The sequence below is a fragment of the Lentzea jiangxiensis genome (assembly GCF_900104175.1).
Classification (GTDB): domain Bacteria; phylum Actinomycetota; class Actinomycetes; order Mycobacteriales; family Pseudonocardiaceae; genus Lentzea; species Lentzea jiangxiensis.
This window is the reverse complement of the sequence record NZ_FNIX01000001.1, coordinates 1501826-1524496: the sequence shown is the minus strand read 5'-3', so window position 1 is coordinate 1524496 and position 22671 is coordinate 1501826. Positions and strand designations below refer to the sequence as shown.

Here is a 22671-nt window from a genome sequence, read left to right as displayed (position 1 = left end):
GGCACTTGTTGGTGACTAGCTCTTCCTGAGGTACAAGTCTCTGAGCAGTGCGATCTCTGCCAAGTGGTGGATCACCTCGCGGTTGATGTGGAGCACGAGCGTGGCCATCGGCTCGGCGGCGAACGGTCCCTCCGCCGGACCGACCGCCTTCGAGAGGTCGGCCGTGCGCGCACCGGCCATCCACGCCTCGTAGGCATCGTCGAGTTGCTTCAACGCCTCGTCTGCGCTCATCGCGTACTGCCAGGTGGCGTGGTCGGCGGGCGGTCCACCGAAATGCGAGGCCGTGCGCGCGTTGAACACGCCCACGATGATGTGCGCCATCCGCCAGGCGATCGTCGTGACCGGCGCGGGCTCGGGAGCGGGGTACTCCCAGTCGATCGAGTTGTCCTCGTGCACGGTCCACGCACCGGGCACGGGCTCCCAGAAGTACTCGTCGTCGGTGAGGCCTTCCAGCCGCGCCCGCGCCGCCACGTCCCAGTGGAACGCGAGCTGGTCCGTCAACTGCTTGTTCCAGTCCATGTCCGGCACGGTAAATCCGTTTGCGGACAACGACCGCCCTGGAAACACTCCGGCCGTGGACATCCGCACCTCGCGCCCCGAAGACGTGGACCGGGTCGCCCAGCTCATCGTCTCCCGCCTCGACCCCGGCGACGGCGTCGACGCCCGCCTCCTGATGACCGACCCGGACGCGGGCTGCGACTGGGTCGGGGTCGCCGCCGACGGCGACCGCATCGTCTCCACCCTCACCCTGATGGACGAGACGGTGGCGCTCGCGGGCCTCGACATCCCCGCGGGCCAGGTCGAACAGGTCGCCACCGACGTCGAGCACGAGGGCAGGGGCCTGGTGCGGCAGCTGATGGGCTGGGCGCACGACCGGTCGGCCGAACGCGGCCACCTGATCCAGTTCGTGATGGGCGTCCCGTACTTCTACCGCCAGTTCGGCTACGTCTACTCGATCCCGGTCAAGCAGAACCGCGCGCTGGTCAAGACCCCGCAGCCCGTTGCGGGGCACGCCCTCCGGCGGGCGACCGAGGCCGACATCCCGGTGCTCCAAGCCCTGCAGGACGCCGCACAGCGCGACGCCGACCTGCGGATGGGCCACACCACGCCGTGCTGGCGCTGGCTGCTGCACCGCACCGGCTCGACCACGTGGGTCGTCGAGCGCGACGGCGTGCCGGTGGCCACGGGCCGCAGCACGCCCGAGGAGGAGGGCGACGTCGTCCTCGGCGAGATCGCCGGCGTGGACGACGACGCGGTGAAGGCGTTGGTGGCGCTGGTGAACCCGGCCCGGGTCGGCGAACGCCACCCGGCGCTGGAACCCCTCCTCGCCGACCGCGCGCCGGAACTCGACCAGTGCATGGTGCGCATTCCCGACGTCCCGGAGCTCTTCGAGCACCTGCGGCCGGTCTTCACCCGGCGCCTGCGCGGGCACGAACCCACCGAGGTGGTGCTCGGCTTCTTCCGCACGCACGTCCGCTTCCCCTGGGACGGCGAGGAGATCGGCCCGTTCGAGTGGGGTGGCACGCTGCTCGGCCCCGGCGCGGTGGGCGGCGCGGGGATCGCCCCGGACCTGCTGGCACCGCTGCTGTTCGGCCCGCACGGCATGGACGGCCTGCGCCGGATCTTCTCCGACGTCTACCCGGGCCCGAAGACGGAGCTGATGATGAGGCTGTTCCCGCCGGTCACGAGCGATCTGCTGACGTTCTACCTCCCCTGACATAATTAGACCGATCACTCGGTCTAGCATTGGGCGCATGACGACGGTGCAGGAGACCGCGGCGGTCCGGTACGGCATCTGGGTCGCGTGCCCGCTCGCCGGTGCCGCCGCGGGCTGGGGGCTCGGGCTGGCGGCGACGGGGATCACGACGCTGGGGTGGTTCCCGTTCCAGGGCGTGTTCCAGCTCTTCACGGACATACCGCAGCCGTGGGGAACAGTCGTGTCGCTCGGCGTGGGCGCGGTCGCGGGTGTCGTGTTCGCGCTGTTCTGGGCGAGCGAGATGATGTCGGTCGAGGTCTCGGCGGGCGGTGTGGCGCTGCGCAGGGACGACAAGACCTTCCGCTTCGGCCGGGACGAGGTCGAGTCGGCGTTCGCCGACGGCAGGCAGCTCGTCCTGCTCGGCCGCGACGGCTCCGAGCTGGTCCGGGAGACGTCCGACCTGAGCAGGGCGGAGCTCGAGCGCGCCTTCACCGGGCAGGGCTACCGCTGGCGGGACGCCGACCCGTTCGCCGCGGAGTTCCGGATGTGGGTCGAGCACGCCCCCGACCTGCCGGCCGACGTGAACGCGCTGTTCACCGCCCGTAGGAAGGCCATCTCGAAGTACGAGACCGAGGAGGCCGCGGAACTGGCGCGGGAGATCCGCAAGCGCGGAGTCGCCGTGCGGGACGAGAAGAAGAGGCAGTACTACAGGCGCGAACGGTAGCCCCGGTCAAACACCCGCCGCGGAGTTGTTCGCGCGGAAGGGTTTCGAGCGAGCGAGCCGGGTGCGGGGGCTGGTCGGCAAGCCGGTCGACCTGGGCTTCGGCCACGCGAACAGGTGATGACCCTACGGTTGATCCTTTCCCGATCCGTGGGTGCTCCAGCACCATGAGGGCATGGTCTACGACGTCGCAGCGGTCCGCGCCCACTTCCCCTCGTTGCGCGGGGGTGCCGCGCACTTCGACGGACCCGGCGGCGCGCAGGTGCCGGACGTCGTCGCCGACGCGGTCAGAGAGACGCTGACCTCGGCGATCTCCAACCGCGGCAGCGTCACGGCCTCCGAACGCCGGGCCGAGGAGGTCGTGCAGACCGCACGGCGCACGATGGCGGAGTTCCTGAACGCGGGCAGCATCGTGTTCGGGCGCAGCATGACCCAGCTGACCTACGACTTCGCCCGCACGCTGTCGAAGAACTGGCGGCCGGGCGACGAGATCGTCGTGACCAGGATCGACCACGACGCCAACATCCGGCCGTGGGTGCAGGCGGCCGAGGCGGCACGGGCCACGGTGCGGTGGGCGTCGTTCGACCGCACGACCGGTGAGCTTCCCGTCGAGGCCGTGACGAAGCTGCTGTCGGACCGCACCCGCGTCGTCGCGGTCACGGCGGCGTCGAACCTGCTCGGCACCCGTCCGGACATCGCCGAGATCACCCGGGCGGCGCACGAGATGGCGGCGTTCGTCTACGTCGACGGCGTGCACTACACGCCGCACGTCCCGGTCGACGTCGAGGCGCTGGGCGCGGACTTCTTCGCGTGCTCGCCGTACAAGTTCCTCGGCCCGCACCTCGGTGTGCTGGCGGCGGCGCCGGAGCTGCTGGAGACGTTGCGGCCGGACAAGCTGCTGCCCTCGTCCAACGCCGTGCCGGAACGCTTCGAGCTGGGCACGCTGCCGTACGAGCTGCTGGCGGGCACGACCGCGGCGGTGGAGTTCATGCGCTCGCTCGACGGGCTGGAGGAGTACGAGCTCGGCCTGCGCGAGAAGCTCGAGACGGGGCTGCGCGACCTGGGCGTGCGCATCTACAGCAAGGCCTCCTCGCGCACGCCGACCGTGCTGTTCTCCGTGGACGGGCTGGAACCCGCCGAGGTGTACCGCAGGCTCGGCGCCGAGGGCGTGAACGCGCCCGCCGGCCACTTCTACGCCCTGGAGTGCTCGCGGTGGCTCGGCCTCGGCGACAAGGGAGCTGTGCGCGCGGGCATCGGCCCGTACACCGACGAGTCCGATGTGGACCGCCTGCTCACGGCGGTCGCCCGGCTCAGGTGAACAGGACCAGCGCCGCGTAGGCCGCCCCGGCGAACACGCTGACGTTGAGCTTGCGGGTCACCCTCCGGCCCTGCGGCTCGGCGATCGACGACCGGGCGCGCGCCCACATCAGCTTCTCGCCTGCCTGCCTGTCGGGCAGGTGCGGTGTCGTCAGCACGTCGCCGTGCGGGCCGAACGCGAGCATGAGCTGGGGACCGGAGCGGCGCACGCCGTGCACCTGCTCCCACGGCACGCGGTAGGTGAAGACGCCCGTGTAGAGCACGACCGCGTCGTGGTCCAGGCGCAGCATCGGCTGGAACCGCGTCACGGCGGACAGCACGCACTGCACGCCGATCAGGCCCAGCACGATCAGGTCCGGGTACTCCTTCAACGCGACCAGCGCCCCGGCGGCGCCGAGCAGCAGCGCCACCCCCTCGGCCCGGCGGCGGTCACCCGGCCACACGGCGTGCGGCAGTTCGACCGCGGTGCCCGTGGTGACGGGCTCCCCCGGCAGATGTGCACTGTGGACGGTGTGACGCGGGCGGACCCTGCTCAGGGTGCTGGTCGCCACCACCTCGCCCTCGACGAGCAGCGCCACCTGGCCGCCGTGGTGCCACTCCCCCGCGACGAGGACCTCCGGCGGGTCCAGCCGCACCGGCGGGTCCTCCTCGCCGCGCCACACGCGGCCGAACTGCTCGGTGTCGTGGTAGAGCGGCTCCTCCAGCCCGAGATCGGCGAGCGTGGCGACCGTGGCGATGTCGTCCTGGCCGTGCCGCAGCAGGATCCGGCGCGGGCCGAGCGGGTGCGCCTGCAGCCGGATCGCCTTCACCGGGCCGTTCCACAACGAACGCCGGCGGCGTTCCCGCGCGGCCAGCACGATCGCGAAGAACACGGCGGCACCGCCGAGCGTGAGCCACCACGTGACGTCCTCCGGCTCGTTCGCCATCTGCACCCAGGTGCCGTCCGCGAGCACCGGGACCTCGTCGCCGACGTGGTAGGTGTCCGCCGCGAGCGGCTGGAACGCGGTGCGCTGCCGGTCCGGCAGCTCCACCCAGACCTCGCTCGCGTTCTTGACCTCGACGACCTCGGCGTCGACACGGCTGGCCTTCGCCACGTGCTGCGCTATCTCGTCGTTGAGCAGGCTGTACTGCACGAACGTCAGGAAGCCGAAGAGGACCAGCAGCACGGCGACCACGCGCAGCACTCCCCGCTGGGGCGGCAGGTCCGGCAGCGACACGAGTGCCGCGCCCGCCGCGTCGTGCTGGTCCGCGCGCGACCTGAAGGTCCACGCCGCCACCAACGCACACGCACCGGCATGCAGGACGAACGCGACGTTCGCCGCCGCGCTGCCGTCGAGCGCGAGGTCCAGGACTCCGAACAGCACGCCCATCGCGCAGCCCGTGAGCACACGGCCGAACAGCAGCAGCAACGGCGTGGCCAGCAGCGGCACCACGGCGAGGGAGAACAACGGGTCCGGCATGCACGGGTGCGCGGTCGTGCACGGCGCCTCACCCGCGCTCGCGGCGAGGTAGAAGGCGGCGACCCACCCTCCGACGAGCCCGACCTTGGTCACCCACCACGGAACCGCCGCTGCCTGCCAGCGCTGGACGTCCACGGGACCGATCATGGCACGTCCATTGCTCCGAACGGCGTGGTTCACCCCGAACCGAGCGGGTATCCGCACCTCACCACACCCCTTTGATCATCTGGCAGGAGGCGGACACATGCTGGCCATCATCGCCGCGGTCTCATTCGGCTTGGCGCTGATCCTGGACCTGGCCAAGGCCGGGCTCGGTGACGTGATCACGGTGAACACGCTCATCGTGCTCGGACTGCTGCTGCTCGCGCTGCACCTCGCCGGTGTCGGCTCCGGCACACGATCGTTCGGTTGGCGCCGTGCCCGCCGGTAACCACGTCAAGAGCCCCACCAAGCTCGACAAAGGCGCCTGGTGGGGCGTCCTCAAGCGGACCGTCAAAGAGTTCAACGACGACAACCTCACGGACTGGGCCGCCGCGCTCACCTACTACGCGGTGCTGTCGCTGTTCCCCGGGATCATCGTCCTGACGTCCGTGCTCGCGCTGCTGGGCGACAACACGACGCAGGAGCTGATCAAGTACGTCGACGAGGTCGCGCCCGGCGAGGCCGGCGACCTGGTCAAGTCGTCCATCGAGGAGCTGCAGAAGAGCCAGAACGCCGCCAGCCTGCTCGGCATCGTCGGCCTGCTCACCGCGCTCTGGACCGCCTCGGGCTACCTCGGTGCGTTCATGCGCGCGTGCAACGCCATGTACGACGTCGAGGAAGGCCGCCCGTTCTGGAAGACGGTGCCGCTGCGCCTCGCGCTCACCCTGGGCTCGGTCGTGCTGGTGTCGCTGACGCTCGGCGCGCTCGTGCTGACCGGCGGGGTGGCCGACACGGTCGGCAACGCCCTCGGGCTCGGCGACGTCGTCGTGACGGTCTGGGACATCGTGAAGTGGCCGGTCATCCTGCTGCTCGTGAGCCTCGCGTTCGCGGTGCTGTACTGGGCCGCGCCGAACGTGCGGCAGCCCGGCTTCCGCTGGGTCAGCCCCGGCAGCCTGCTCGCGATCGTGCTGTGGGCGCTCGCCACCGTCGGTTTCGCGATCTACGTGGCGAACTTCGCGTCGTACAACAAGACCTACGGCTCGCTCGGTGGTGTGATCATCTTCCTGGTGTGGCTGTGGATCTCGAACATCGCGGTGCTGCTCGGTGCCGAGTTCGACGCGGAGCTGGAACGCGGCCGCAGGCTCGCCCAAGGCGAGAAGGACCCGTCACCCGAGCCGCGTGATCTCCCGGGGTAGCTCGGCCTCGACCGCCGTCCACACGCCGTCCGGGCCCGCCTCGACGCGTTCGCTCGTGTCGCCGGGGACGAGGACCCACAGCTGGTCCTTCCCGGACAGCCACACCACGCCGATGCCGTCGGCGCGGGAGCTCGTGGCGTACTCGTAGGACTTGCGGAAGACGTCGCCGCCGTTGCGGTCGGTCACCCGCACCTCGCTCGTGCTCTCGGCGTGCGCGACGAACTTCCCGCTGGGCGAGTTCTTCGGCGCGCCGGGGCGGGCGAAGCGGTCCTCGCGGTCGCCGCCGCAGCCGGTCAGCACCAGCAGGAGGGCGACGAGCGCCGCCAGTGCCCTCATGAGAGGCCGCTGCGGTAAATGCGGTGCGTCATACCGCCAAAGGTAGCTAGCGTGATCGTCCGTGTGGGACGTTCTCGAAAGCTTTTACGACTCTGTGCCCCGACCGGGATCTCGCGTTGAGGAACACGGCGAGCTGGTGCTGTTCGTGCAGGCGGGCGACGGCTACCCGTTCTACGCGCGGCCCCGGTACCCCGGCGGGCGGCCCACGGTGGACGACGTGGTGAAGATGCGCGCACGGCAGCGCGAGCTCGGTGTTCCCGAAGCGCTGGAGTGGGTGCACGAGACGACGCCGGACCTGCTCGGCGTGGCCCGCGAGGCCGGGCTGGAGGTGCTCGAGGCGCCGCTGATGGTCCTCGACCCGCGCCGGCTGCCGGAGCCGCACCCGCACGTGCGCCTGCTCGGCACCAGGACGCCGGAGGTCGACGTGGTGGCGCAGCTGGCGTTCTCGTCACCGGGCACCGCGAAGGGCGAGGCCGGCGTCGCGGAACGGGATGCGGCGCTCGCGGTGGCCACGCCGATGCCCGGCCGGCACCGGTACGCGGTGGCCGACGTGCCGGGTGAGGGCGTGCTGGCGTCCGGTACGGCGCAACGGGCGGGGGACGTCGTGGAGGTCGTGGGAATCGGCACGCTGCCGGCGGCCCGGCGCCGCGGCCTCGGAGGCGCCGTCACCGCCGAACTGGCCCGTGACGCCCTGGCCCACGGCGCGGAGCTGGTGTTCCTGTCTGCGGGCAGCGCGGAGATCGCGAGGGTCTACGAGCGCGTCGGGTTCCGCAGGGCCGGAACCGCCTGCGTCGCCGCACCTCCCGGGTAGTCACCGCACTTCGCAGCGGCGACGGCCCCGCACCGACTATCCTGCGGCCGTGATCAAGGACTTCGGTGCCGGTGTCGGTCTGCTGCTGCGCGGGTTCCGGCTGGTGTTCAGCTCGCCCAAGCGCGTGCTGGTCGGGGCGTTGCCCGCGGTCATCACGTCGGTGCTGTTGATGACCGGCTGGGTGCTGCTGCTGACCAACATCAACTCGGTCGCCGACTGGCTGACCGGCTTCGCCGACTCGTGGAGCGGCACCTGGAAGGGCGTCGCCGAGGTCGCCGTCGGCATCTCGGTGGTCGCGGCCGTGCTCGGCCTGAGCGTGCTGCTGTTCACGGCGATCACGCTGATGATCGGCGGCCCCTTCTACGAATACATCTCCGAGGAGGTCGAGGACGAGCTCGGCGGTGTGCCGGAGGCCGAGCAGATCGGCTGGTGGCGCGGGTTCGTGGTGGGCCTGCGCAGCACGCTCCTGCTCGTCGCGACCTCGATCGCGTTCGCGATCCCGTTGTTCGTCTGCGGGTTCATCCCGGTCGTCGGGCAGACGGTCGTGCCCGTGCTGGCCGTGTGCATCAACGGCTACCTGCTCGGCATCGAGCTCACCGGCATCCCGTTCACTCGCCGCGGCCGCTCGTTCAAGCAGCGCAGGAAGATCCTCGCGACGCGCCGCGGCCTGGTGCTGGGGCTCGCCGTCCCCACCTACCTGCTGTGCCTCGTCCCGCTCGCCGCGCTGGTCGTGATCCCGGCGGCGATGGCAGGCGGCACGGTGCTCTCGCACCGCCTGCTCAACGGGGACCGCGCTACGGCGTGAACGGCAGCCAGGCCTGCTGCGCCAAGCCGTTGCGCGCGTTGACCTGGACGCCCGCGTCCGAGATCGACCACAGCTGGTCGCCGATCACGATCGTGCGCCGCTGACCGCCGCGCCCGTCCTGACCGGACGGCTCGGCGATCCGGCCCGCGTCGCGCAGCTGGTCCCCCTCGACGCGCAGCACGAGCGACGACACCTCGAAGTCCGACCGGTGGCTCGACACGGGGACGACCAGCGTGCCGTCCTGCGGCCAGTACAGGAACGCGTGCGGGTCGAACTGCGCCTCGGAGCTGGTGTCCGGCAGGTGGTGCTGGGCGAGCCGCCGCGGTGACGCGGGGTCGCTCACGTCGAACAGCGACACCTGCGTGCCGGTCGTCCTGCCCTGCGAGGTGGCCTCCTGGCCGACGCCGATCAGCTTCCCGTCACCCGCCGGGTGCAGGTAGGCGGAGTACCCGGTGATCTTGAGCTCACCCGTCACCCTCGGCTGCCGGGGATCCCTGATGTCGAGCGCGTAGAGCGGGTCGGTCTGGCGGAACGTGACTACGTAGCCCATCTCGCCGATGAACCGGACGCTGTGGATCCGCTCTCCCCTGCCCAGCCCGCCGACCCGGCCGAGCTCGGCGAGCCGGTTGCCCTCGCGGCGCAGCGTGGTGACGAAGCTCTCCGACGGCGGCGCGGCTTCCCGCCGCGGCGGTGCGACGTCAGCCGGCACGCGCCAGCAGCACCGCGTCTCCGTGCCCGTCGTGGTGGCCACGCGGAGGACACCTCCGTGCTCCGACAACGAGTACTGGTTCAGCAGCGTGCCGTTGACCTCACCGGACGCGACGTGCTTCGGCGCTCCCGCCTGGCTGATGTCGAACTGGTGGATCGCCGTGCTGATGGGCCGCTGAACCGGTCGCCGGGAAGGGAGCTCCGGCAGCAGGCGGTGGTCGTCGGCGACGTAGAGGCTGCGGTCCGTGCCGTAGACCGTGTCGCCGTCGGCCACGATCGACACCGGCTGGCCGGTGCCGAGCTTGCCGGAGAGGTCGAACGTGAGCACGGTCAGCATCGACGTCGCGCTCGGTGCCGAGGGGCGGCTGACGTTCGCGCAGTCGACGAGGGTTCCGCTGGAGCGGGCGCCGTTCTCGTTCAGCTCGTAGCGCGGCAGCCACGACGAGATGGGCTCGTTCTGCAGGATTTCCTTGTTGCGCCGCAACGATCCTGCTTCGTTGGTCGTCTGGTCCGGGTACACCCACGGCAGGCGTGGCTGCGAGCGGACGACGACGCGGGCGGTGCCGCCGATCTGGCGGGCGTCGAGGTAGAAGCCGTCGGTCTTGAGGCTGCCGATCTCCTTGAGCGCCTTCAGGTCCACGAGGACGAGCTCGGTGCCGGTCTCGGGCGCGTACGACGGGCGGTCGGGCGGCGATGTCGGCTCGAACATCGGCACGGGGCCCTCGGTGACGACCAGCGCGCGGTCACCCGAGACCAGCAGCTGGCTCGCGCGCCGCTCACCGAGGTCGACGGTGCCCGTGACGGCCTTGCTCGCGACGTCGACCAGCCGCAGCCTGCCGCCGGCGATGGAGACGAGGCGTTTTCCGTCCGTCTTCACGATGTCCGGCTCGTCGACGCCCTGTTCGTGGACGTTCGTCGTGGAGTGTTCCTGCTGCTGCGCGGGCGGAGTCGCGGCCCGCGCGTCGGGCGTGGCCTTCTGCGCGACGCCCGCGCTGTCGTTCGCCATGCCCTCGGCGAACATGGTGGGGCCACCGCCGAGCCCGTACGCCGTGACGTACGGGGCCATGGCGCGGCGCAGTTCGGTCACCGCGTTGTCGCACGAGTCGAACGCGACGAGGCGCACCGGCCCGTGGTCGGCGATCGGTGGCGTGAGGGGTTCGTCCCTCACCGCGGAGCTCACGCACACTCCGGCGACGGCCAGCACGGCGGTACCGGCCAACAGCTTCTTGCCGTTCATGGTGTGAGGACGTAAGCGGGACCGGGAAGGGTTGCCGCTCTTCCCGGTCTTCTTCCGCGCTCGCGCGGTCCTGGCCCCCGGCAAGCGTCGGCGGGCCTGGTCCCTGCAGGCCACTCGGCCGTTCTCCCGCGCGCGTGATTGGATCGACCGCGAACAACCCCGTTCCGAGAGGAAGTCTGTGATGGCCCCCACGAAGCCTGAGGTCGACCCGCACGACGGCCCGGCGCCCACCGACCTGCTGATCGAGGACATCACCGTCGGCGACGGCGCGGAGGCCACGGCCGGGCAGTTCGTGTCCGTGCACTACGTCGGTGTCTCGCACTCGACCGGCGAGCAGTTCGACGCCTCCTGGGACCGCGGCGAGGCGTTCCAGTTCCCGCTCGGTGGCGGTCGTGTCATCCAGGGCTGGGACCAGGGCGTCCAGGGCATGAGGGTCGGCGGCCGCCGCAAGCTGGTCATCCCGCCGCACCTGGGCTACGGCGCGCGTGGCGCCGGTGGCGTGATCAAGCCCAACGAGACGCTGATCTTCGTCGTCGACCTGCTGGGTGTGAACTGACGCACTGACCCCGCGACGTCCCGCTGCTCCGATCGGCGGGACGTCGCTGGTCCTTCCGGCTCATTTGACCCGGTGCCGGAACGAGACGGGTCCCGGCTGCGTCATCCTTTGAGTCCGCCGCAGTTTCAGGAGGGGATCAACCGGTGCCCGAGGACATCGCCGGCTCCGAGCAGATGCTCGCGAACTGGAACAAGAACATCCAGGAGCGCGCTGCCCGCTACCAGGAGATGGCGACGCGCGTGCAGGGGATGACGATCTCCGAGCGGTCGCAGGACGGTTCCGTCGAGATCCTGGTCGGGTCCAACGGGATCCTGCAGAACCTGGTGATCAACGAGTCCGCCGCGGGCAAGCGCATGGCCGAGATCAGCGGCGAGATCATGAAGCTGCTGCAGCGCGCGCAGTCGAGGATCCCGCAGCTGCTGCAGGAGGCCATGGCCGAGACCATCGGCACGCAGGACGAGACGGCGAACGTGTTGTTCAACGAGGCCAAGAAGAACTTCCCGGCTCCTCCCGCGGAAGAGCCGGCGCGCACTCCGTACGACCGCAACGAGATCAACTTCCGGGTGGAGGACGACGCGCCGCCGCCCGCACGCCCGGCGCCGCCGCCTCCGCCCCCGCGCCGCCGCCGTCCGTCCGATGACGACGACGACGACTTCGGTGGCCAGTCCGTGCTCTCCTGATCTTTCTGTCCGCTGCTCGAACTTGAGGGGGTTCGATGACCGCCGGTGGTTTCAACGTCACGTCGGACGTGCTGGAAGCGCACGCCAAGGCCTTGGAGGGCCTGCACGGGCGCCTGCAGGGGGCAGTGGACGCGGCGAACACCGTGTCGATGCCGACCGACGCGTACGGGATCATCTGCCAGCCGTTCCGGATGCTGCTCGACCCCGTTGAGCAGTGGGGCATGGACGCGCTGAAGGGCGTGGCCGAGGCGATGGACAGCACCGCCAAGAAGGTCACCGAGACCGCGAAGCACTACCAGCAGGTCGAGGACCAGATCACGAAAACCCTGCGCGGCGGAGTCTGATGTCGTCACCCAACCCGCTGGTCGCCACGGCCCCGGCCGAGCCGTCCGGTTTCTTCAACGCGGGCACCGGCGACAACGGCTGGGCGACCGGCTTCTCCATCGCCGACTCCGCGGTCGACGCGTACAAGGGCATCTCGGAGGGCAACTGGATCGAGGGCGGCCTCGGCGTCCTCGGCCTGGCCGCCGACGCGGCCTCGATGGCGATCGACCCGTTCGGCACGCTGCTGTCCTCCGCGGCCTCGTTCCTGATGGAACACATGCAGCCGCTCAAGGAGGCCCTGGACTGGCTGGCGGGCGACCCGCCGGTGATCGAGTCGTACTCCACGACGTGGAACAACGTCTCGCAGGAGCTCGGGAAGGTCGCGGGCGACTACCGGGCCGCCGTCGACGGCACCTCGGAGTGGACCGGTGCCGCCGCGGACGCCTACCGCAAAACTGCGGGTGAACAGCTGGACGCGTTGTCCGGCGCCGCCTCGACCGCCGGTTCGGTCGGCACCGTCGTCGGCGTGATGGGCATGGTCGTCGGGTTCGTGCGCGAGATGGTGCGCGACCTGATCGCCGACCTGGTGGGGAAGCTGATCGCGTGGGTGCTGGAGGCGGTGTTCACGCTCGGTTTCGGCACGCCGGTGATCGTGGCGCAGGCCGTGACGGCGATCTCGAAGTGGGCGACGCGGATCGGTGAGCTGATCCAGAAGCTCATCAGCACCATCAAGAAGGTCTCGCCGCTGCTCGGCCGGCTGGTGGAGATCTTCACGAAGATCATGAAGGTCGTCGGCAAGCTGGTCGGCAAGGTGACCGGGCTCGACGTGATCTCCACGAAGTCCATCAAGCCGGGCGGGTTGTTCCACCGCACCGACGCCCCGGACCTCTCGCCGTCGGGTGGCCGTGGCACGCCTTCGTCGCCCGACCCGTCTTCGTCCACTCCGGACTCTCCGCCTTCTCCGCCGTCCTCGCCTTCTTCGCCCTCTTCGCCGTCCTCTCCGGACACTTCGCCCTCGTCCTCGTCGACGCCGTCTTCTCCGGCTCCGGACGGACCCGCGCGCACCCCGGACAGCTCGTCGCCCTCGTCCGCGTCGCCGCCCTCGGCGCCTTCGCCCTCGCGCACGCCGGACAGCCCGTCGGCCCCGGACGCCCCGTCCCGCACCCCGGACTCCGCGTCGGTGCCGTCCGCTCCGTCCACGCCGCGCACGCCGGACGGCTCCCCTTCGTCCCCGGCGGGTCCCGGAGGTCCTTCCTCTTCTTCCTCCCCTGCCGCCCCTGCCTCCCCTTCCGCCCCGTCCACTCCGGACGCCCCGGCCCCGGCGCGCAACACGGGTCAGACCGTCCAGTCGTCCGTGGCCCCTCCCGAGGCCCCGCCCCGCCTGGACACCCCACCGCCCAGCCGCACCCCCGACGGCTCCTCGTCGTCCACGCCGTCCCAGCCGGCCCCGATAGGAGGCGGCGCCCCCGCCGCCGGCGGCAACGCCCCGTCCTCCCCCTCGGCGGGCCGCACCCCGACCGGTGGCCAGGGCTGGACCGGCACCCCGGGCAGCCGGGGTGACCTGGGTTCCTCGGCCCCGCCCCCGCGCACCCCGGACACGTCGACCTCCGCCGCCAGGGCGGACGCCCCGGCACGCCCGTCGACGCCCCTGTCCCCGTCTTCGCCGTCGACGCCTTCGTCGCCGTCTCACGCGGGTGGGATGCCTCCAGCCGGTGCCCCGTCGGGCGGCACGCCCCACGCGCCGTCGGCGGGCACCCCGCACAGCCCGTCCGCGGGCGCCCCGGCCGCCGGCCGCCCGGACGCGACTCCCCCGAGCCGTGCCACCACCCCGTCGGCGGCGGCACCCCACGCCCCGACCACTCCGCACACGCCGTCGGCAGGCGCACCACACGCCCCCTCCGCGGGCGCTCCGCACGCGCCGCGCACCGACACCCCTCCGATGCGCCCGCAGCCGCCCGGCCCGACGCACCCGAACGCTCCCCACAGCCCGAACGCACCACACGGCGGCCCGTCCCGCCCCGACGCGCCCCACCGGCCCGACAGCCCGTCCCGCCCGGACGGCAGCGGCCCCGCCAACCGTCCCGACGGCTCCCGTCCCCCCAGCCCGGACGGCCCCCGCCACCGCGGCACCGACACGGCCGAGGCACCGCACCGCACCCCGGACACCGACGCGCCGCACCGCGGCCCGGACGCCGACAGGCCCCACGACACCACCCCGGACAGGCCACACGACGGCGCCCCGGACAGCCACGACACCGACGCCCCACCCGCGGACCGACCGTCGCCCGACGAAGCGCACCAGCGCCACGCCGAGACCACCCCGTCCGGCGTCTCGCACCACGGCGGCGACCGCGACATGGGCGACCTCCCGCACCGCGTCCCGAACGACCCGCGCTACTTCACCGCGGACGTCCACGTCACGCCGGACGGCAGGGCCCGCGTGGGCGGCCACAGCTACACCCCGGCCGAGTACGCGGACATGCTCCGCCGCAGCGGGTACGACGGCAGCAGGCCGGTCCGCCTGATCGGCTGCGACGCGGGCAGCAACGACTTCGCCAGGCAGCTCTCGAAGCACCTCGACGCCCCGGTCCTCGCGCCCACCAAGCCGGCCTGGACCGACACCCACGGCCGTGTCTTCACGAGCGACGCCACCGTCCGCCCGGACGGCACGCGCGAGCCGAAGATCCCGCCGAACGGCGAGTGGGAGACCCACCACCCGGACGGGACGAAGACCAGGACCGGCGACGACGGCTACGCCCCGGGCACCGAGCGCCACGACCCGGACGCGACCCACGACACCGACGGCGCCGTGGACAGGGCGGGCGACCCGCCGTACACGCGGGACCCGGAGTTCGCCCACCACCCGGACGACCTCCCGCCCAACCGCGCCGAGCCGCAGGTGCTGGAGACGCTCGACCGCGACAGGTGCGACTTCGACGAGAACGGCCTGATCACGCACTACAACGGTCAGCCGATCGACGGATACCTGAACAGGGTGCTCGAAGACCGCGCCAAGCTGATCGAGAACAAGATCGCCGACGGCACGATCAAGCCGCCGAACCACCCGGCGGAGAACATCCCCAAGTACGCGAGCAACAACGTCGTGTGCACGTCCGTGTCGATCGACCGGCAGACCGGCCGGATGTACGAGTCGGTCAACGGCAGCCGGAACGACCTGATTCCGGAGGAAAAGCTCCATCCGGCTCTGGCGGCACGGCGCGACGCCATGATGGGCAACCCGCCCCCGGCGGGCGACGGCAACGGTTACACGCAGCCGGACCGCCACCCGGACCGGACGGGACAGCCGTTGCTCAAGCCGGACGGTTCGGAGTTCCGGACGCCGTACCCGATCAACGACATGCCGACGCGGCACGCCGAAGTCAAGAACGTCAACCAGATGCTCATCGACCGAGGAGTGCCGGCGGAGGTCACCCCGGAGGAATTGCGAAGAATTCTGGGCGAAATGCGCGTCGACAACGCGTTCACACCCAGCAAGTCCGACCGGTTCCCGGATCCCGCCCGGTGCTGTGCGAACTGCACTCGCATGATCGACGGTGTCCCCAGCACCCCTGGTAAACTCACACATCCCCCTGGTGATCCGCGACTCCAGGAACTCCCGGAGTGATGACGATGCGCGTGAACATCGAGGACACCGACGAGGACTACAACGGCATCCTCCACGAGGGCGTGCCGTACACCGGCGAAGTGGTGGAGATAGGGCGTGAGGGCAATCTCATTTCCAGCTACCACTACTATTCCGGTGTCGCCGACGGCCCCTACAGCGAGTGGTACGGAAAAGACCGTCCGTACAAGCAGGGGACGATCAAGTTCGGCCTTCTCATCGGCGTGAACCGGCAGTGGCATCCGAACGGGCAGCTTGCGATGGAAGCCGAATACGACGACATGGGTCGCCAGCTGTACCGGCGGGAGTGGGACGAGAACGGCGTGCTGACCCACGAACACGTCGCCTGAACGTGCGAGTGAGCCGAGCCGAGGTCACCGGGACTCCGGGGGCCGGTTCTCCTGCACAGAGGCCAGCCGTTCACCGGCGAGCTCGAGGACACCGATGCGGAAGGCCGGCTCATCGGGTTGACCTCGTACACCGCGGGCATCGAGCACGGGCCTCAGGCGGGGTGGTACCCGACGGGCGAGAAGTACGTCGAGGGGCAGTGCGACAAGGGGGCCGCGGTCGGGGAATGGCGCGAGTGGCACCGCAACGGCAAGCTCGCCGAGTACAGCCTCTTCAACAAGTTCGGTGAGCTGATCCGACTGCAGCGCTGGGACGCCGAAGGCAACCTCGTCGAGGACGAGCAGTCCGGCGTCACACGGGGACTCTGAGTCCCCGAAGCCGTGCGCATCACCGGTTCCGAGCCGTGACGAGGGTGAACGTCGAGGCCACCGAAGACGACGGTGACCGCCTCCTGCAGGGGATCACCCGGGAGTGGCACCCGAACGGGCAGCTCGCCGTCGAAACCGAGTTCGACGAACACGGCCGTCAGCTCCGTCGCGGCGAGTGGGACAGCGAGGGCCTGCCGACCGGCGGTGCCAGGCCGGGGACCAGCGGACCACGTGGTGGGACATCCACTGGAACCACAAGGCGAAACACCTGATTCGAGTTGTGTCAAGGCGCGGGGTGTGTGACCGCCCCACGCGAGTCGCGGTGGCCCGATAAGATCAGCGGGCTTTCACGGGAGAGGGGCGAGGACCACATGAGCCAGCCGGCGACACCGCTGAGCGAGCAGGACCAGCAGCTGCTGGTGCGGCAGATCGGCCGTGCCATGCTGCCTGCCGTGCCGCAAGGCTGGCAGCGCATCCGGGCCGAGTACCGCGCGGCGGGGCGGCACATCGAGGTCGACCTGGCGTTCGCCGGGCCCGATGGCCAGCTGCGCCCGGTGCGGCCTCCGATGGACGTCGTGCAGATGTTCGGGCACCTGCGCGGGGGCATGTACCACCCCGAGCGCGGCACGTGGCTGAGCGCGACGTACGAGATCGAGGCGCCCGCGGCGTTCACGGTGGACTTCAACGCCGAGGACGAGCCGCGCTGGCGCAACGCGCCGCCGCCCATCGGTTTCCGCGACGAGCTGCAGCGCTTCCCGCGGCCGGACCGGCAGATCCCGGACTGGTGGCGCCAGCGCGTCGGCCTGCCGCCGCTGCCCGCTCCCGAGCCGGAGCCGCAGCAGGCCCCGCAGCAGCAGGAGTACCAGGCCCCGCAGCAGGAGTACCAGGCCCCGCAGCAGGAGTACCAGGCCCCGCAGCAGGAGTACCAGATCCCGCCGCAGCAGCCAGAACAGCAGCAGAGTCAGGGCGAGCTGCGCACGGCACGCGTGTACGACGGCAAGAGCGACGACGGCCGCATCATCGTCAACCGGCCGCCGGTCGACCCGCAGGTGGTCGACCGCCTGCTGAACTACCTCGAGTCGGCGCCGGTCGTGCTGGCCGCGCGCAGCTACGACACGGACGAGTTCTCGCAGAACGGTGAGCAGGACGTCCCGCTCAACTTCCGCACCGACGGCACGTGGATCTGGGCCGGGGCCGTGCCCCACTACCTGCGCAAGTACGGCCTGCCGCCGGAGCCCGAGCTGGTGGCGCACGTCGTGGCGCGCGGCTTCCAGGTCGCCGAGGTGAGCGACCAGACGCAGGACCGCGCGGTGTCGATCATCACCGGTCAGAGCTAGCAGAGGGAACGCGGGTACGCCTCTGCTCTCGGGGAGAGGCGTACCCCACCCGCAGCGACTCGGTGAGGCCCTTGAGCTTGCGGATGTCCGCAGCTCCACAGACGGCTCGGCCGGGCCTGATCCGTCCACATCGGACGAAAACTCAGCTCGATGCGCGGGTCCTCACCCACGAAACGCAGGCGGATGCGGTGAAGCGAGCCTGTCTGCAGGGTCCGGCGCGCTGACGGTGCTGCTCGGCGTCATCCTCGCCGCGAACCCGGCCGCGGGCGCGATGGCGTGCGTGATCACCATCGGCGTGTTCGCGATCCTGTGGGGCGTGATGCCGTTCAGCTTGCGGTCGAAGCAGCTCGACGGCGGTCCCGCACGGCCATCACAGCGAGTGTGACCAGCACGGCGACTCCGACGACCACGTAGAGGTTGCCGATCACCTGCTGCCACCACTGCCAGTCGCGTTCGACGTCGTTGTCGCGCGGGAACAGCCAGTGCGGCCCGATCGCGAACACCGCCACGATCGCCCACGACGCCCAATGACGGCGCAACGCGGGCCGTGACAACAGCACGAGCGCGGGCGCGATCCACACCCAGTGGTGGCCCCACGACACGGGCGAGATCAGCAGGCCGCCGATGGCCACGACGAAGAAGGACTCGACCTCGCCCAGACGCGACGCCAACCACCACACCGTCGCCACGACCAGAAGCGCCAGCAAGAGCCACACGGCGACCTGAGCGCCGTTCTCCAGCCCGAACCGCGCGAGCGTGCCGCGGATGGCCTGGTTCGACGTGTACGTCAGGCGTCCGACGCGGCCCGGGTCGAGCAGCGCGTGCGTCCAGTACTCCTTCGCGTCACCGAACGAGATGAGGAACCCCACCAGTCCGAAGAAGAAGAACGAGCCGATGGACACGAACACGGGCTTCCACTGCCGTCGCGCCACGAAGAACAACGCGAAGAACGCCGGCGTCAGCTTGATCGCGGCAGCCAGCCCGATCAGCGCGCCCCGCGGCCACCAGCGCGTGCGTTCCAGCAGGCAGTCGGCCATCACCAGCACGCCCAGCAGCAGGTTGACCTGACCGAACCACAGCGTCTCGCGCAACGGGTCGAAGACCGACGCCACCGCGGCCGCGCCGAGGCCCCACTTGACCGCGTCCGAGCCTTCGCCGAGCACGCGCCGGGCGGCGATCAGGCACAGCGCCGTGAGCATCGCGAGGTTCGCCGCCGCCACCGCGAAGATCGCGACACCGAGCGGCACGAGCGCGAGCAGGCTGAACAGCACCGCCGCGATCGGCGGGTAGGTGAAGGGCAGGTCAGGGCCGCCGAGGGGCTGGGCGAAGCCCTCGACGTAGAGGGGGAGGTCCCGCAGGAACGCAGCGCCGCCGTTGCGGTAGACGCGCAGGTCGAGCGACCACCCCGGCGGACGGAGCATGACGTAGGTGAGCGTGGCGACCATGACGGCGCCCCACGCCACCACGACCCGCTTGGCGGAGCGGTCCAGCTGCATCGGGGAATGGTATCGATGGGCCACATGAGGCCCACGTCACCGGTCCGGACCGGGAGATCTCACGTAGCGTCGCTACGTGACCGCACTACGTCAAGCATTCGAGCTTAAGCCGTTCGCAGGCCGCACAAATGCGCACGCACGGGATAGTCTGTGCGCATGAGCCCCGCGCTGGAGACGGTGCTGGCCAAGGCCGGCCTGCAGGTGAGCCCCGACGAGTTCCTGGCCCTCGTGTCCGACGCGGCACGCAGGCTCGCGCCACCGCACCCGGAACCGGCCACCTACTTCACGCCGGACCAGCAGGCGGCCCTGACCGACGTGGGTCTCGACCTGTCCCCCGCGGGCCCCGGCGACGCGCGTCCCCGGACCCGCACCGTCGTGGCCCACGCGGTGCTGCGCGACTCGGCGCTGACCGTGAACGAGGCCGCGCGCCAGTTGCGGGTCGACACCAGCCGCATCCGGCACCGCCTCGGCGTCGGCAGGCTGGTCGGCTGGAAGGACCGGGGCAGCTGGCGGCTGCCCGCGTGGCAGTTCGCGGGCACCGGCGTGCTGCCGGGTCTCGAAACGGTGCTGGCGGAGATCCCGCCCGACCAGCCGGCGCTCGTCGTGGCCGCGTTCATGACCACCCTCCAGGAGGACCTGCCCGTCGACGGCAAGCCCACGACCCCGCGCGACTGGCTCCTCGCCGGAGGAGACCCGCGCCGCGTCGCCACCCTGGCCTCCGTGCTCGGCACACCTGCCTGAGCTTCCCGAACACCCGACAGGACCCGAATGTCACGGCTTCCGCAGCCGCCTTCCCCTGCCGTGCTCCAGGCACACCTGCGCCGCACCGAGGACGTGGTGGCGGTGCACCGGGCGACCCGCCTCGTGCGGGTCTTCACGGCCAAGGGCTCCCATCCCCAACGCTGGAACACGTTCCGCTACACGGGCCCGCTGCCCCACGCCCGCTTCGACGCGCAACAACCGGCCGACGACGGCAGCCCGGTCCAGGACCACGAGAACGGCGTCCTGTACTTCGGGCTGTCCGTCCGCACGTCGATCGCCGAGGTCTTCCAGGCCACCTCGATCGTCAACCGCCGCACCCGCGCGCCGTTCCTCGTGGTGCTGCGCCCCCGACGCACCCTGAAGCTGCTCGACCTGGGCGGCCTGTGGCCCACGCGCGTGGGCGCGTCGCAGGAGATCTCGACCGGTCCGAAGAACGTGACGCAGGCCTGGTCGCGGGCCATCCGCGCGGCCTACCCGGAGCTGGACGGCCTCTGGTACCGCTCGTCGATGGACTCGGGCGACCCGGCGATCTGCCTGTGGGACCCGCCCGGCGCCTCCGGCCTGCCCGCCGCGCCGGACGTGCTGCTGCCCCTCGACCACCCCGGCCTCGACCTGCCGCTGGCGCGCGTGTGCGAGGAGCTGAACTACACGCTCCTGGGGTGACCGGCGTGGAAGACGAGACCATGAGCACGCCGAGGCCGCTCGCGCTGGCCGACCTGGAGTTCTGCTTTCGCGTGCTTCCGGGTGGGCGTGCGGGAGAGCGCCAGCGGCTCGTGGCCTTCGACGCCAGGCACTCGCCGCCGGTCGGTGACCCGAACGGGGCTGCTCCGGCGGGAGACCGGAACAGCCCCACCCCGGATCACGCCTTCAGGTAGCGGCCCCACCACTCCAGCACCGCGTCGAAGCGCTGCCTGCGGTGGCGCGGCTGCCCCGTCCGCGTGAGCTCGTGCCCCTCGCCGGGGAAGATCAGCATCTCCGTCTCGACGCCGCGCCGCTTCAGCGCCACGAACATGCGCTGGGCCTGCTCCAGCGGGCAGCGCCAGTCGTGCTCGGAGTGCACGACCGCGAACGGGATGTTGATCTTCTCGGCGTAGGTGAGCGGGGACATCGCGCGCTGGGCCTCGGGGTCGGGGCCGCAGTAGGCGTCGGCGAAGAAGTAGCCGATGTCCGACGAGCCGCCGAAGGAGTCCCACGCGTTCACGGCGCGTTCGGACCAGGCCGCGCGGAACCGTTCGCCGTGGTGCGCGGACAGCCACGACGTCATGAAGCCGCCGTAGGAGCCGCCCATCACGCCGACGCGCTCGGAGTCGACGTCCTCGCGGGCGAGTGCGACGTCGAGGAGGGACAGGACGTCGTCGACGTCGACGGAGCCGAACTTGCCGATGACCGCCTGGCCGTGGGCCTGGCCGTAGCCCGCCGAGCCGCGCGGGTTCGGCAGCACGACGGCGTAACCGGCCGTGGCGTAGACCTGGGCCTCGTCGAAGAAGCCCCAGCTGTGGTACATGAACGGGCCGCCGTGCACCGCCATGACGACCGGGTGCGGGCCGTCGCCGTCCGGCAGCACGAGCCAGCCGTGCACGGGGTAGCCGTCGGACGCCGAGCCGTTCAGCTCGACCACCCGGCGCGCGTCGACCGACGGGAACGCCGTGCGCACACCGGTTCCCACGATCTCGACCTGGCCGATGTCGTCCGGAGTGGACACGACGACGACCACGGTGGAGCCGTCCGTCGCGAACGAGCGGACCGCGGCCTCGGTGCCGGCCAGCACCTCGCCGGGGCCGCCGTCGAACGGGATGCGCCGCAGTTCCAGGGCGCCGCGGTTGCGCACCACCAGGAGCACGCCGGTCGCGTCGGCGACGGGCTGGCCGGAAAGCCGTTCCACGTCCACGGTCTCGACGTCGGTGAGCCGCACGACGCCGGACCCGTCGAGCGACGCCTTCCACAGGCCGTGGTTGCGCGCGACGGCGTCGATGCCGCTGAACTCGGTGCCCAGCCAGAAGAGCGACGACTCGGCCACGAACGGCATCGACGCGTCACCGGCCGTGCGCACCAGCAGCGACGGCGTGCCACCTGTGACCGGCACGGTGTAGAGGTCGGCGTTCAGCGTCTCCACGGCACCGAGGTCGCGCGGCGCCGCGAACACCAGCGTCGAGTCGTCGATCCAGGCCGGGTCGGCGGCTTCGAACGAGCCGTCCGTCACCTCGGAGACCTCGCCGTCGAGCGTCACCACGTGCAGGCGCGGGCGGCGGTCGAGCCGGAAGCCGACGTCGTCGACGCGGTAGTCCAGGCGCGTGATGCGGCGCGGCGCCTCGGCCTCGGGACCGTCGTCGGTCGTGCCGTAGCGGCCCTCCTCGGGCACGCGGGCGACGAACGCGATCCGCGACGAGTCCGGCGACCACACCGGCGCACCGGCTCCCAGGGGCAGGTCGGTCAGCGGGCGGGGCTCTCCCCCGTCCACCGGAACGACGTACAGCTGCGGCTTGGACTTTCCGCTGACGCGCAGGAAAGCGACAAAACGACCATCGGGAGAAATTCGCTGCGCATTGTCACGATCACCGTGTGTCCACGGCGTGGTGGTGCCGTCCGGGAACACCCGGTGCAGACCGCCCCGGTAGGTGTTCTTCTCGAGATCGGGCTTGGTGATGCTGACCAGCACCAGGTCTCCGGACACGGCGACGGTGCCGGGCGTGGTGAGCAGCTGCAGGTCTTCTGGGCGCACGGCGTGGACGCTAACAGAACTTGTTAGCAAA

24 protein-coding genes are annotated in these 22671 nt (G+C 71.1%); 18 read left to right on the top strand and 6 right to left on the bottom strand.

Annotated elements, in window-relative coordinates:
• Positions 1-15: 15 nt before the first annotated feature.
• Positions 16-519 carry a DinB family protein gene (locus BLQ91_RS07475; RefSeq protein WP_090096074.1) on the bottom strand — a complete coding sequence of 168 codons (504 nt, stop codon included), beginning with the start codon at positions 517-519 and terminating at the stop codon, positions 16-18.
• A gap of 55 nt (positions 520-574) precedes the next feature.
• Between BLQ91_RS07475 and BLQ91_RS07470 the strand changes: the two genes are divergently transcribed.
• The 3 genes from BLQ91_RS07470 (at position 575) to BLQ91_RS07460 (ending at position 3735) form a co-directional block, all read left to right on the top strand.
• Positions 575-1717 (top strand): GNAT family N-acetyltransferase, encoded by a 1143-nt coding sequence (locus BLQ91_RS07470; RefSeq protein WP_245733199.1) that lies wholly within the window; start codon positions 575-577, stop codon positions 1715-1717.
• 37 nt (positions 1718-1754) lie between these two features.
• Entirely contained in the window at positions 1755-2420 is a 666-nt protein-coding gene (locus BLQ91_RS07465; RefSeq protein ID WP_090095821.1) for a YqeB family protein, read from the top strand.
• 172 nt (positions 2421-2592) lie between these two features.
• Positions 2593-3735 carry a cysteine desulfurase-like protein gene (locus BLQ91_RS07460; protein WP_090096073.1) on the top strand — a complete coding sequence of 381 codons (1143 nt, stop codon included), beginning with the start codon at positions 2593-2595 and terminating at the stop codon, positions 3733-3735.
• Here the strand turns inward: BLQ91_RS07460 and BLQ91_RS07455 are convergent.
• Positions 3728-5341 carry a hypothetical protein gene (locus tag BLQ91_RS07455; RefSeq protein WP_090095820.1) on the bottom strand — a complete coding sequence of 538 codons (1614 nt, stop codon included), beginning with the start codon at positions 5339-5341 and terminating at the stop codon, positions 3728-3730. The two genes, BLQ91_RS07460 and BLQ91_RS07455, sit on opposite strands and share 8 nt — an antisense overlap.
• Before the next feature lie 97 nt (positions 5342-5438).
• On the opposite strand from BLQ91_RS07455, the gene BLQ91_RS07450 reads away from it, so the two are divergent.
• Together BLQ91_RS07450 and BLQ91_RS07445 are read left to right on the top strand one after the other, a co-directional pair.
• A complete protein-coding gene (locus BLQ91_RS07450) occupies positions 5439-5624 on the top strand; it encodes a hypothetical protein (protein ID WP_090095819.1) in 186 nt (61 codons plus the stop codon).
• Entirely contained in the window at positions 5611-6531 is a 921-nt protein-coding gene (locus BLQ91_RS07445) for a YihY/virulence factor BrkB family protein (RefSeq protein ID WP_245733197.1), read from the top strand. Before BLQ91_RS07450 ends, BLQ91_RS07445 begins: the two co-directional genes overlap by 14 nt.
• On the opposite strand, the gene BLQ91_RS07440 is transcribed toward BLQ91_RS07445, so the two are convergent.
• Positions 6502-6867 carry a hypothetical protein gene (locus tag BLQ91_RS07440; RefSeq protein WP_090095817.1) on the bottom strand — a complete coding sequence of 122 codons (366 nt, stop codon included), beginning with the start codon at positions 6865-6867 and terminating at the stop codon, positions 6502-6504. The two genes, BLQ91_RS07445 and BLQ91_RS07440, sit on opposite strands and share 30 nt — an antisense overlap.
• Before the next feature lie 136 nt (positions 6868-7003).
• Here BLQ91_RS07440 and BLQ91_RS07435 point away from each other — a divergent pair, with 136 nt between their 5' ends.
• Positions 7004-7678: a GNAT family N-acetyltransferase gene (locus BLQ91_RS07435; RefSeq protein ID WP_218130163.1), complete on the top strand. Its 675-nt coding sequence runs from the start codon at positions 7004-7006 to the stop codon at positions 7676-7678.
• Positions 7679-7727: 49 nt separating this feature from the next.
• Positions 7728-8483, top strand: coding sequence for an EI24 domain-containing protein (locus BLQ91_RS07430; RefSeq protein ID WP_090095815.1), 756 nt, complete (start codon positions 7728-7730; stop codon positions 8481-8483).
• Here the strand turns inward: BLQ91_RS07430 and BLQ91_RS07425 are convergent.
• Positions 8473-10428: a beta-propeller domain-containing protein gene (locus BLQ91_RS07425; protein ID WP_143022548.1), complete on the bottom strand. Its 1956-nt coding sequence runs from the start codon at positions 10426-10428 to the stop codon at positions 8473-8475. The genes BLQ91_RS07430 and BLQ91_RS07425 overlap by 11 nt on opposite strands.
• A 181-nt stretch (positions 10429-10609) precedes the next feature.
• Here BLQ91_RS07425 and BLQ91_RS07420 point away from each other — a divergent pair, with 181 nt between their 5' ends.
• The 8 genes from BLQ91_RS07420 to BLQ91_RS43720 all read left to right on the top strand — a co-directional run bounded on the left by BLQ91_RS07420 (position 10610) and on the right by BLQ91_RS43720 (position 18048).
• Complete coding sequence (locus tag BLQ91_RS07420; RefSeq protein ID WP_090095813.1) at positions 10610-10984, top strand: FKBP-type peptidyl-prolyl cis-trans isomerase; 375 nt, start codon at positions 10610-10612, stop codon at positions 10982-10984.
• 143 nt (positions 10985-11127) lie between these two features.
• Positions 11128-11664: a YbaB/EbfC family nucleoid-associated protein gene (locus tag BLQ91_RS07415; protein ID WP_090095812.1), complete on the top strand. Its 537-nt coding sequence runs from the start codon at positions 11128-11130 to the stop codon at positions 11662-11664.
• Positions 11665-11699: 35 nt separating this feature from the next.
• Positions 11700-12008, top strand: coding sequence for a type VII secretion target (locus BLQ91_RS07410; protein WP_090095811.1), 309 nt, complete (start codon positions 11700-11702; stop codon positions 12006-12008).
• Positions 12008-15613: a WXG100 family type VII secretion target gene (locus tag BLQ91_RS07405; protein WP_090095810.1), complete on the top strand. Its 3606-nt coding sequence runs from the start codon at positions 12008-12010 to the stop codon at positions 15611-15613. Before BLQ91_RS07410 ends, BLQ91_RS07405 begins: the two co-directional genes overlap by 1 nt.
• A complete protein-coding gene (locus tag BLQ91_RS07400; protein ID WP_090095809.1) occupies positions 15613-15960 on the top strand; it encodes a toxin-antitoxin system YwqK family antitoxin in 348 nt (115 codons plus the stop codon). The genes BLQ91_RS07405 and BLQ91_RS07400 overlap by 1 nt, the downstream gene beginning before the upstream one ends.
• 117 nt (positions 15961-16077) lie before the next feature.
• The gene (locus BLQ91_RS07395; RefSeq protein ID WP_090095808.1) at positions 16078-16326 is read left to right on the top strand and encodes a toxin-antitoxin system YwqK family antitoxin; all 249 of its coding nucleotides are present in this window, start codon (positions 16078-16080) and stop codon (positions 16324-16326) included.
• A 371-nt stretch (positions 16327-16697) separates the two neighbouring features.
• Complete coding sequence (locus tag BLQ91_RS07385; protein ID WP_090095806.1) at positions 16698-17663, top strand: hypothetical protein; 966 nt, start codon at positions 16698-16700, stop codon at positions 17661-17663.
• Between the two features lie 22 nt (positions 17664-17685).
• Positions 17686-18048 (top strand): DUF308 domain-containing protein, encoded by a 363-nt coding sequence (locus BLQ91_RS43720; RefSeq protein WP_425412438.1) that lies wholly within the window; start codon positions 17686-17688, stop codon positions 18046-18048.
• Here the strand turns inward: BLQ91_RS43720 and BLQ91_RS07380 are convergent.
• Entirely contained in the window at positions 17990-19159 is a 1170-nt protein-coding gene (locus tag BLQ91_RS07380; RefSeq protein ID WP_090095805.1) for a glycosyltransferase 87 family protein, read from the bottom strand. The two genes, BLQ91_RS43720 and BLQ91_RS07380, sit on opposite strands and share 59 nt — an antisense overlap.
• Before the next feature lie 156 nt (positions 19160-19315).
• Between BLQ91_RS07380 and BLQ91_RS07375 the strand changes: the two genes are divergently transcribed.
• Genes BLQ91_RS07375 through BLQ91_RS07365 form a run of 3 tightly spaced genes read left to right on the top strand, consistent with a single transcriptional unit; the run spans position 19316 to position 20796 of the window.
• A complete protein-coding gene (locus BLQ91_RS07375; RefSeq protein WP_090095804.1) occupies positions 19316-19900 on the top strand; it encodes a DNA-binding protein in 585 nt (194 codons plus the stop codon).
• A 27-nt stretch (positions 19901-19927) separates the two neighbouring features.
• On the top strand, positions 19928-20584 hold the full coding sequence (locus tag BLQ91_RS07370; RefSeq protein ID WP_090095803.1) for an RES family NAD+ phosphorylase: 657 nt from the start codon (positions 19928-19930) through the stop codon (positions 20582-20584).
• On the top strand, positions 20581-20796 hold the full coding sequence (locus BLQ91_RS07365) for a hypothetical protein (protein WP_090095802.1): 216 nt from the start codon (positions 20581-20583) through the stop codon (positions 20794-20796). The genes BLQ91_RS07370 and BLQ91_RS07365 overlap by 4 nt, the downstream gene beginning before the upstream one ends.
• On the opposite strand, the gene BLQ91_RS07360 is transcribed toward BLQ91_RS07365, so the two are convergent.
• Positions 20781-22640 (bottom strand): S9 family peptidase, encoded by a 1860-nt coding sequence (locus BLQ91_RS07360; RefSeq protein WP_090095801.1) that lies wholly within the window; start codon positions 22638-22640, stop codon positions 20781-20783. The genes BLQ91_RS07365 and BLQ91_RS07360 overlap by 16 nt on opposite strands.
• Positions 22641-22671 lie beyond the last annotated feature (31 nt).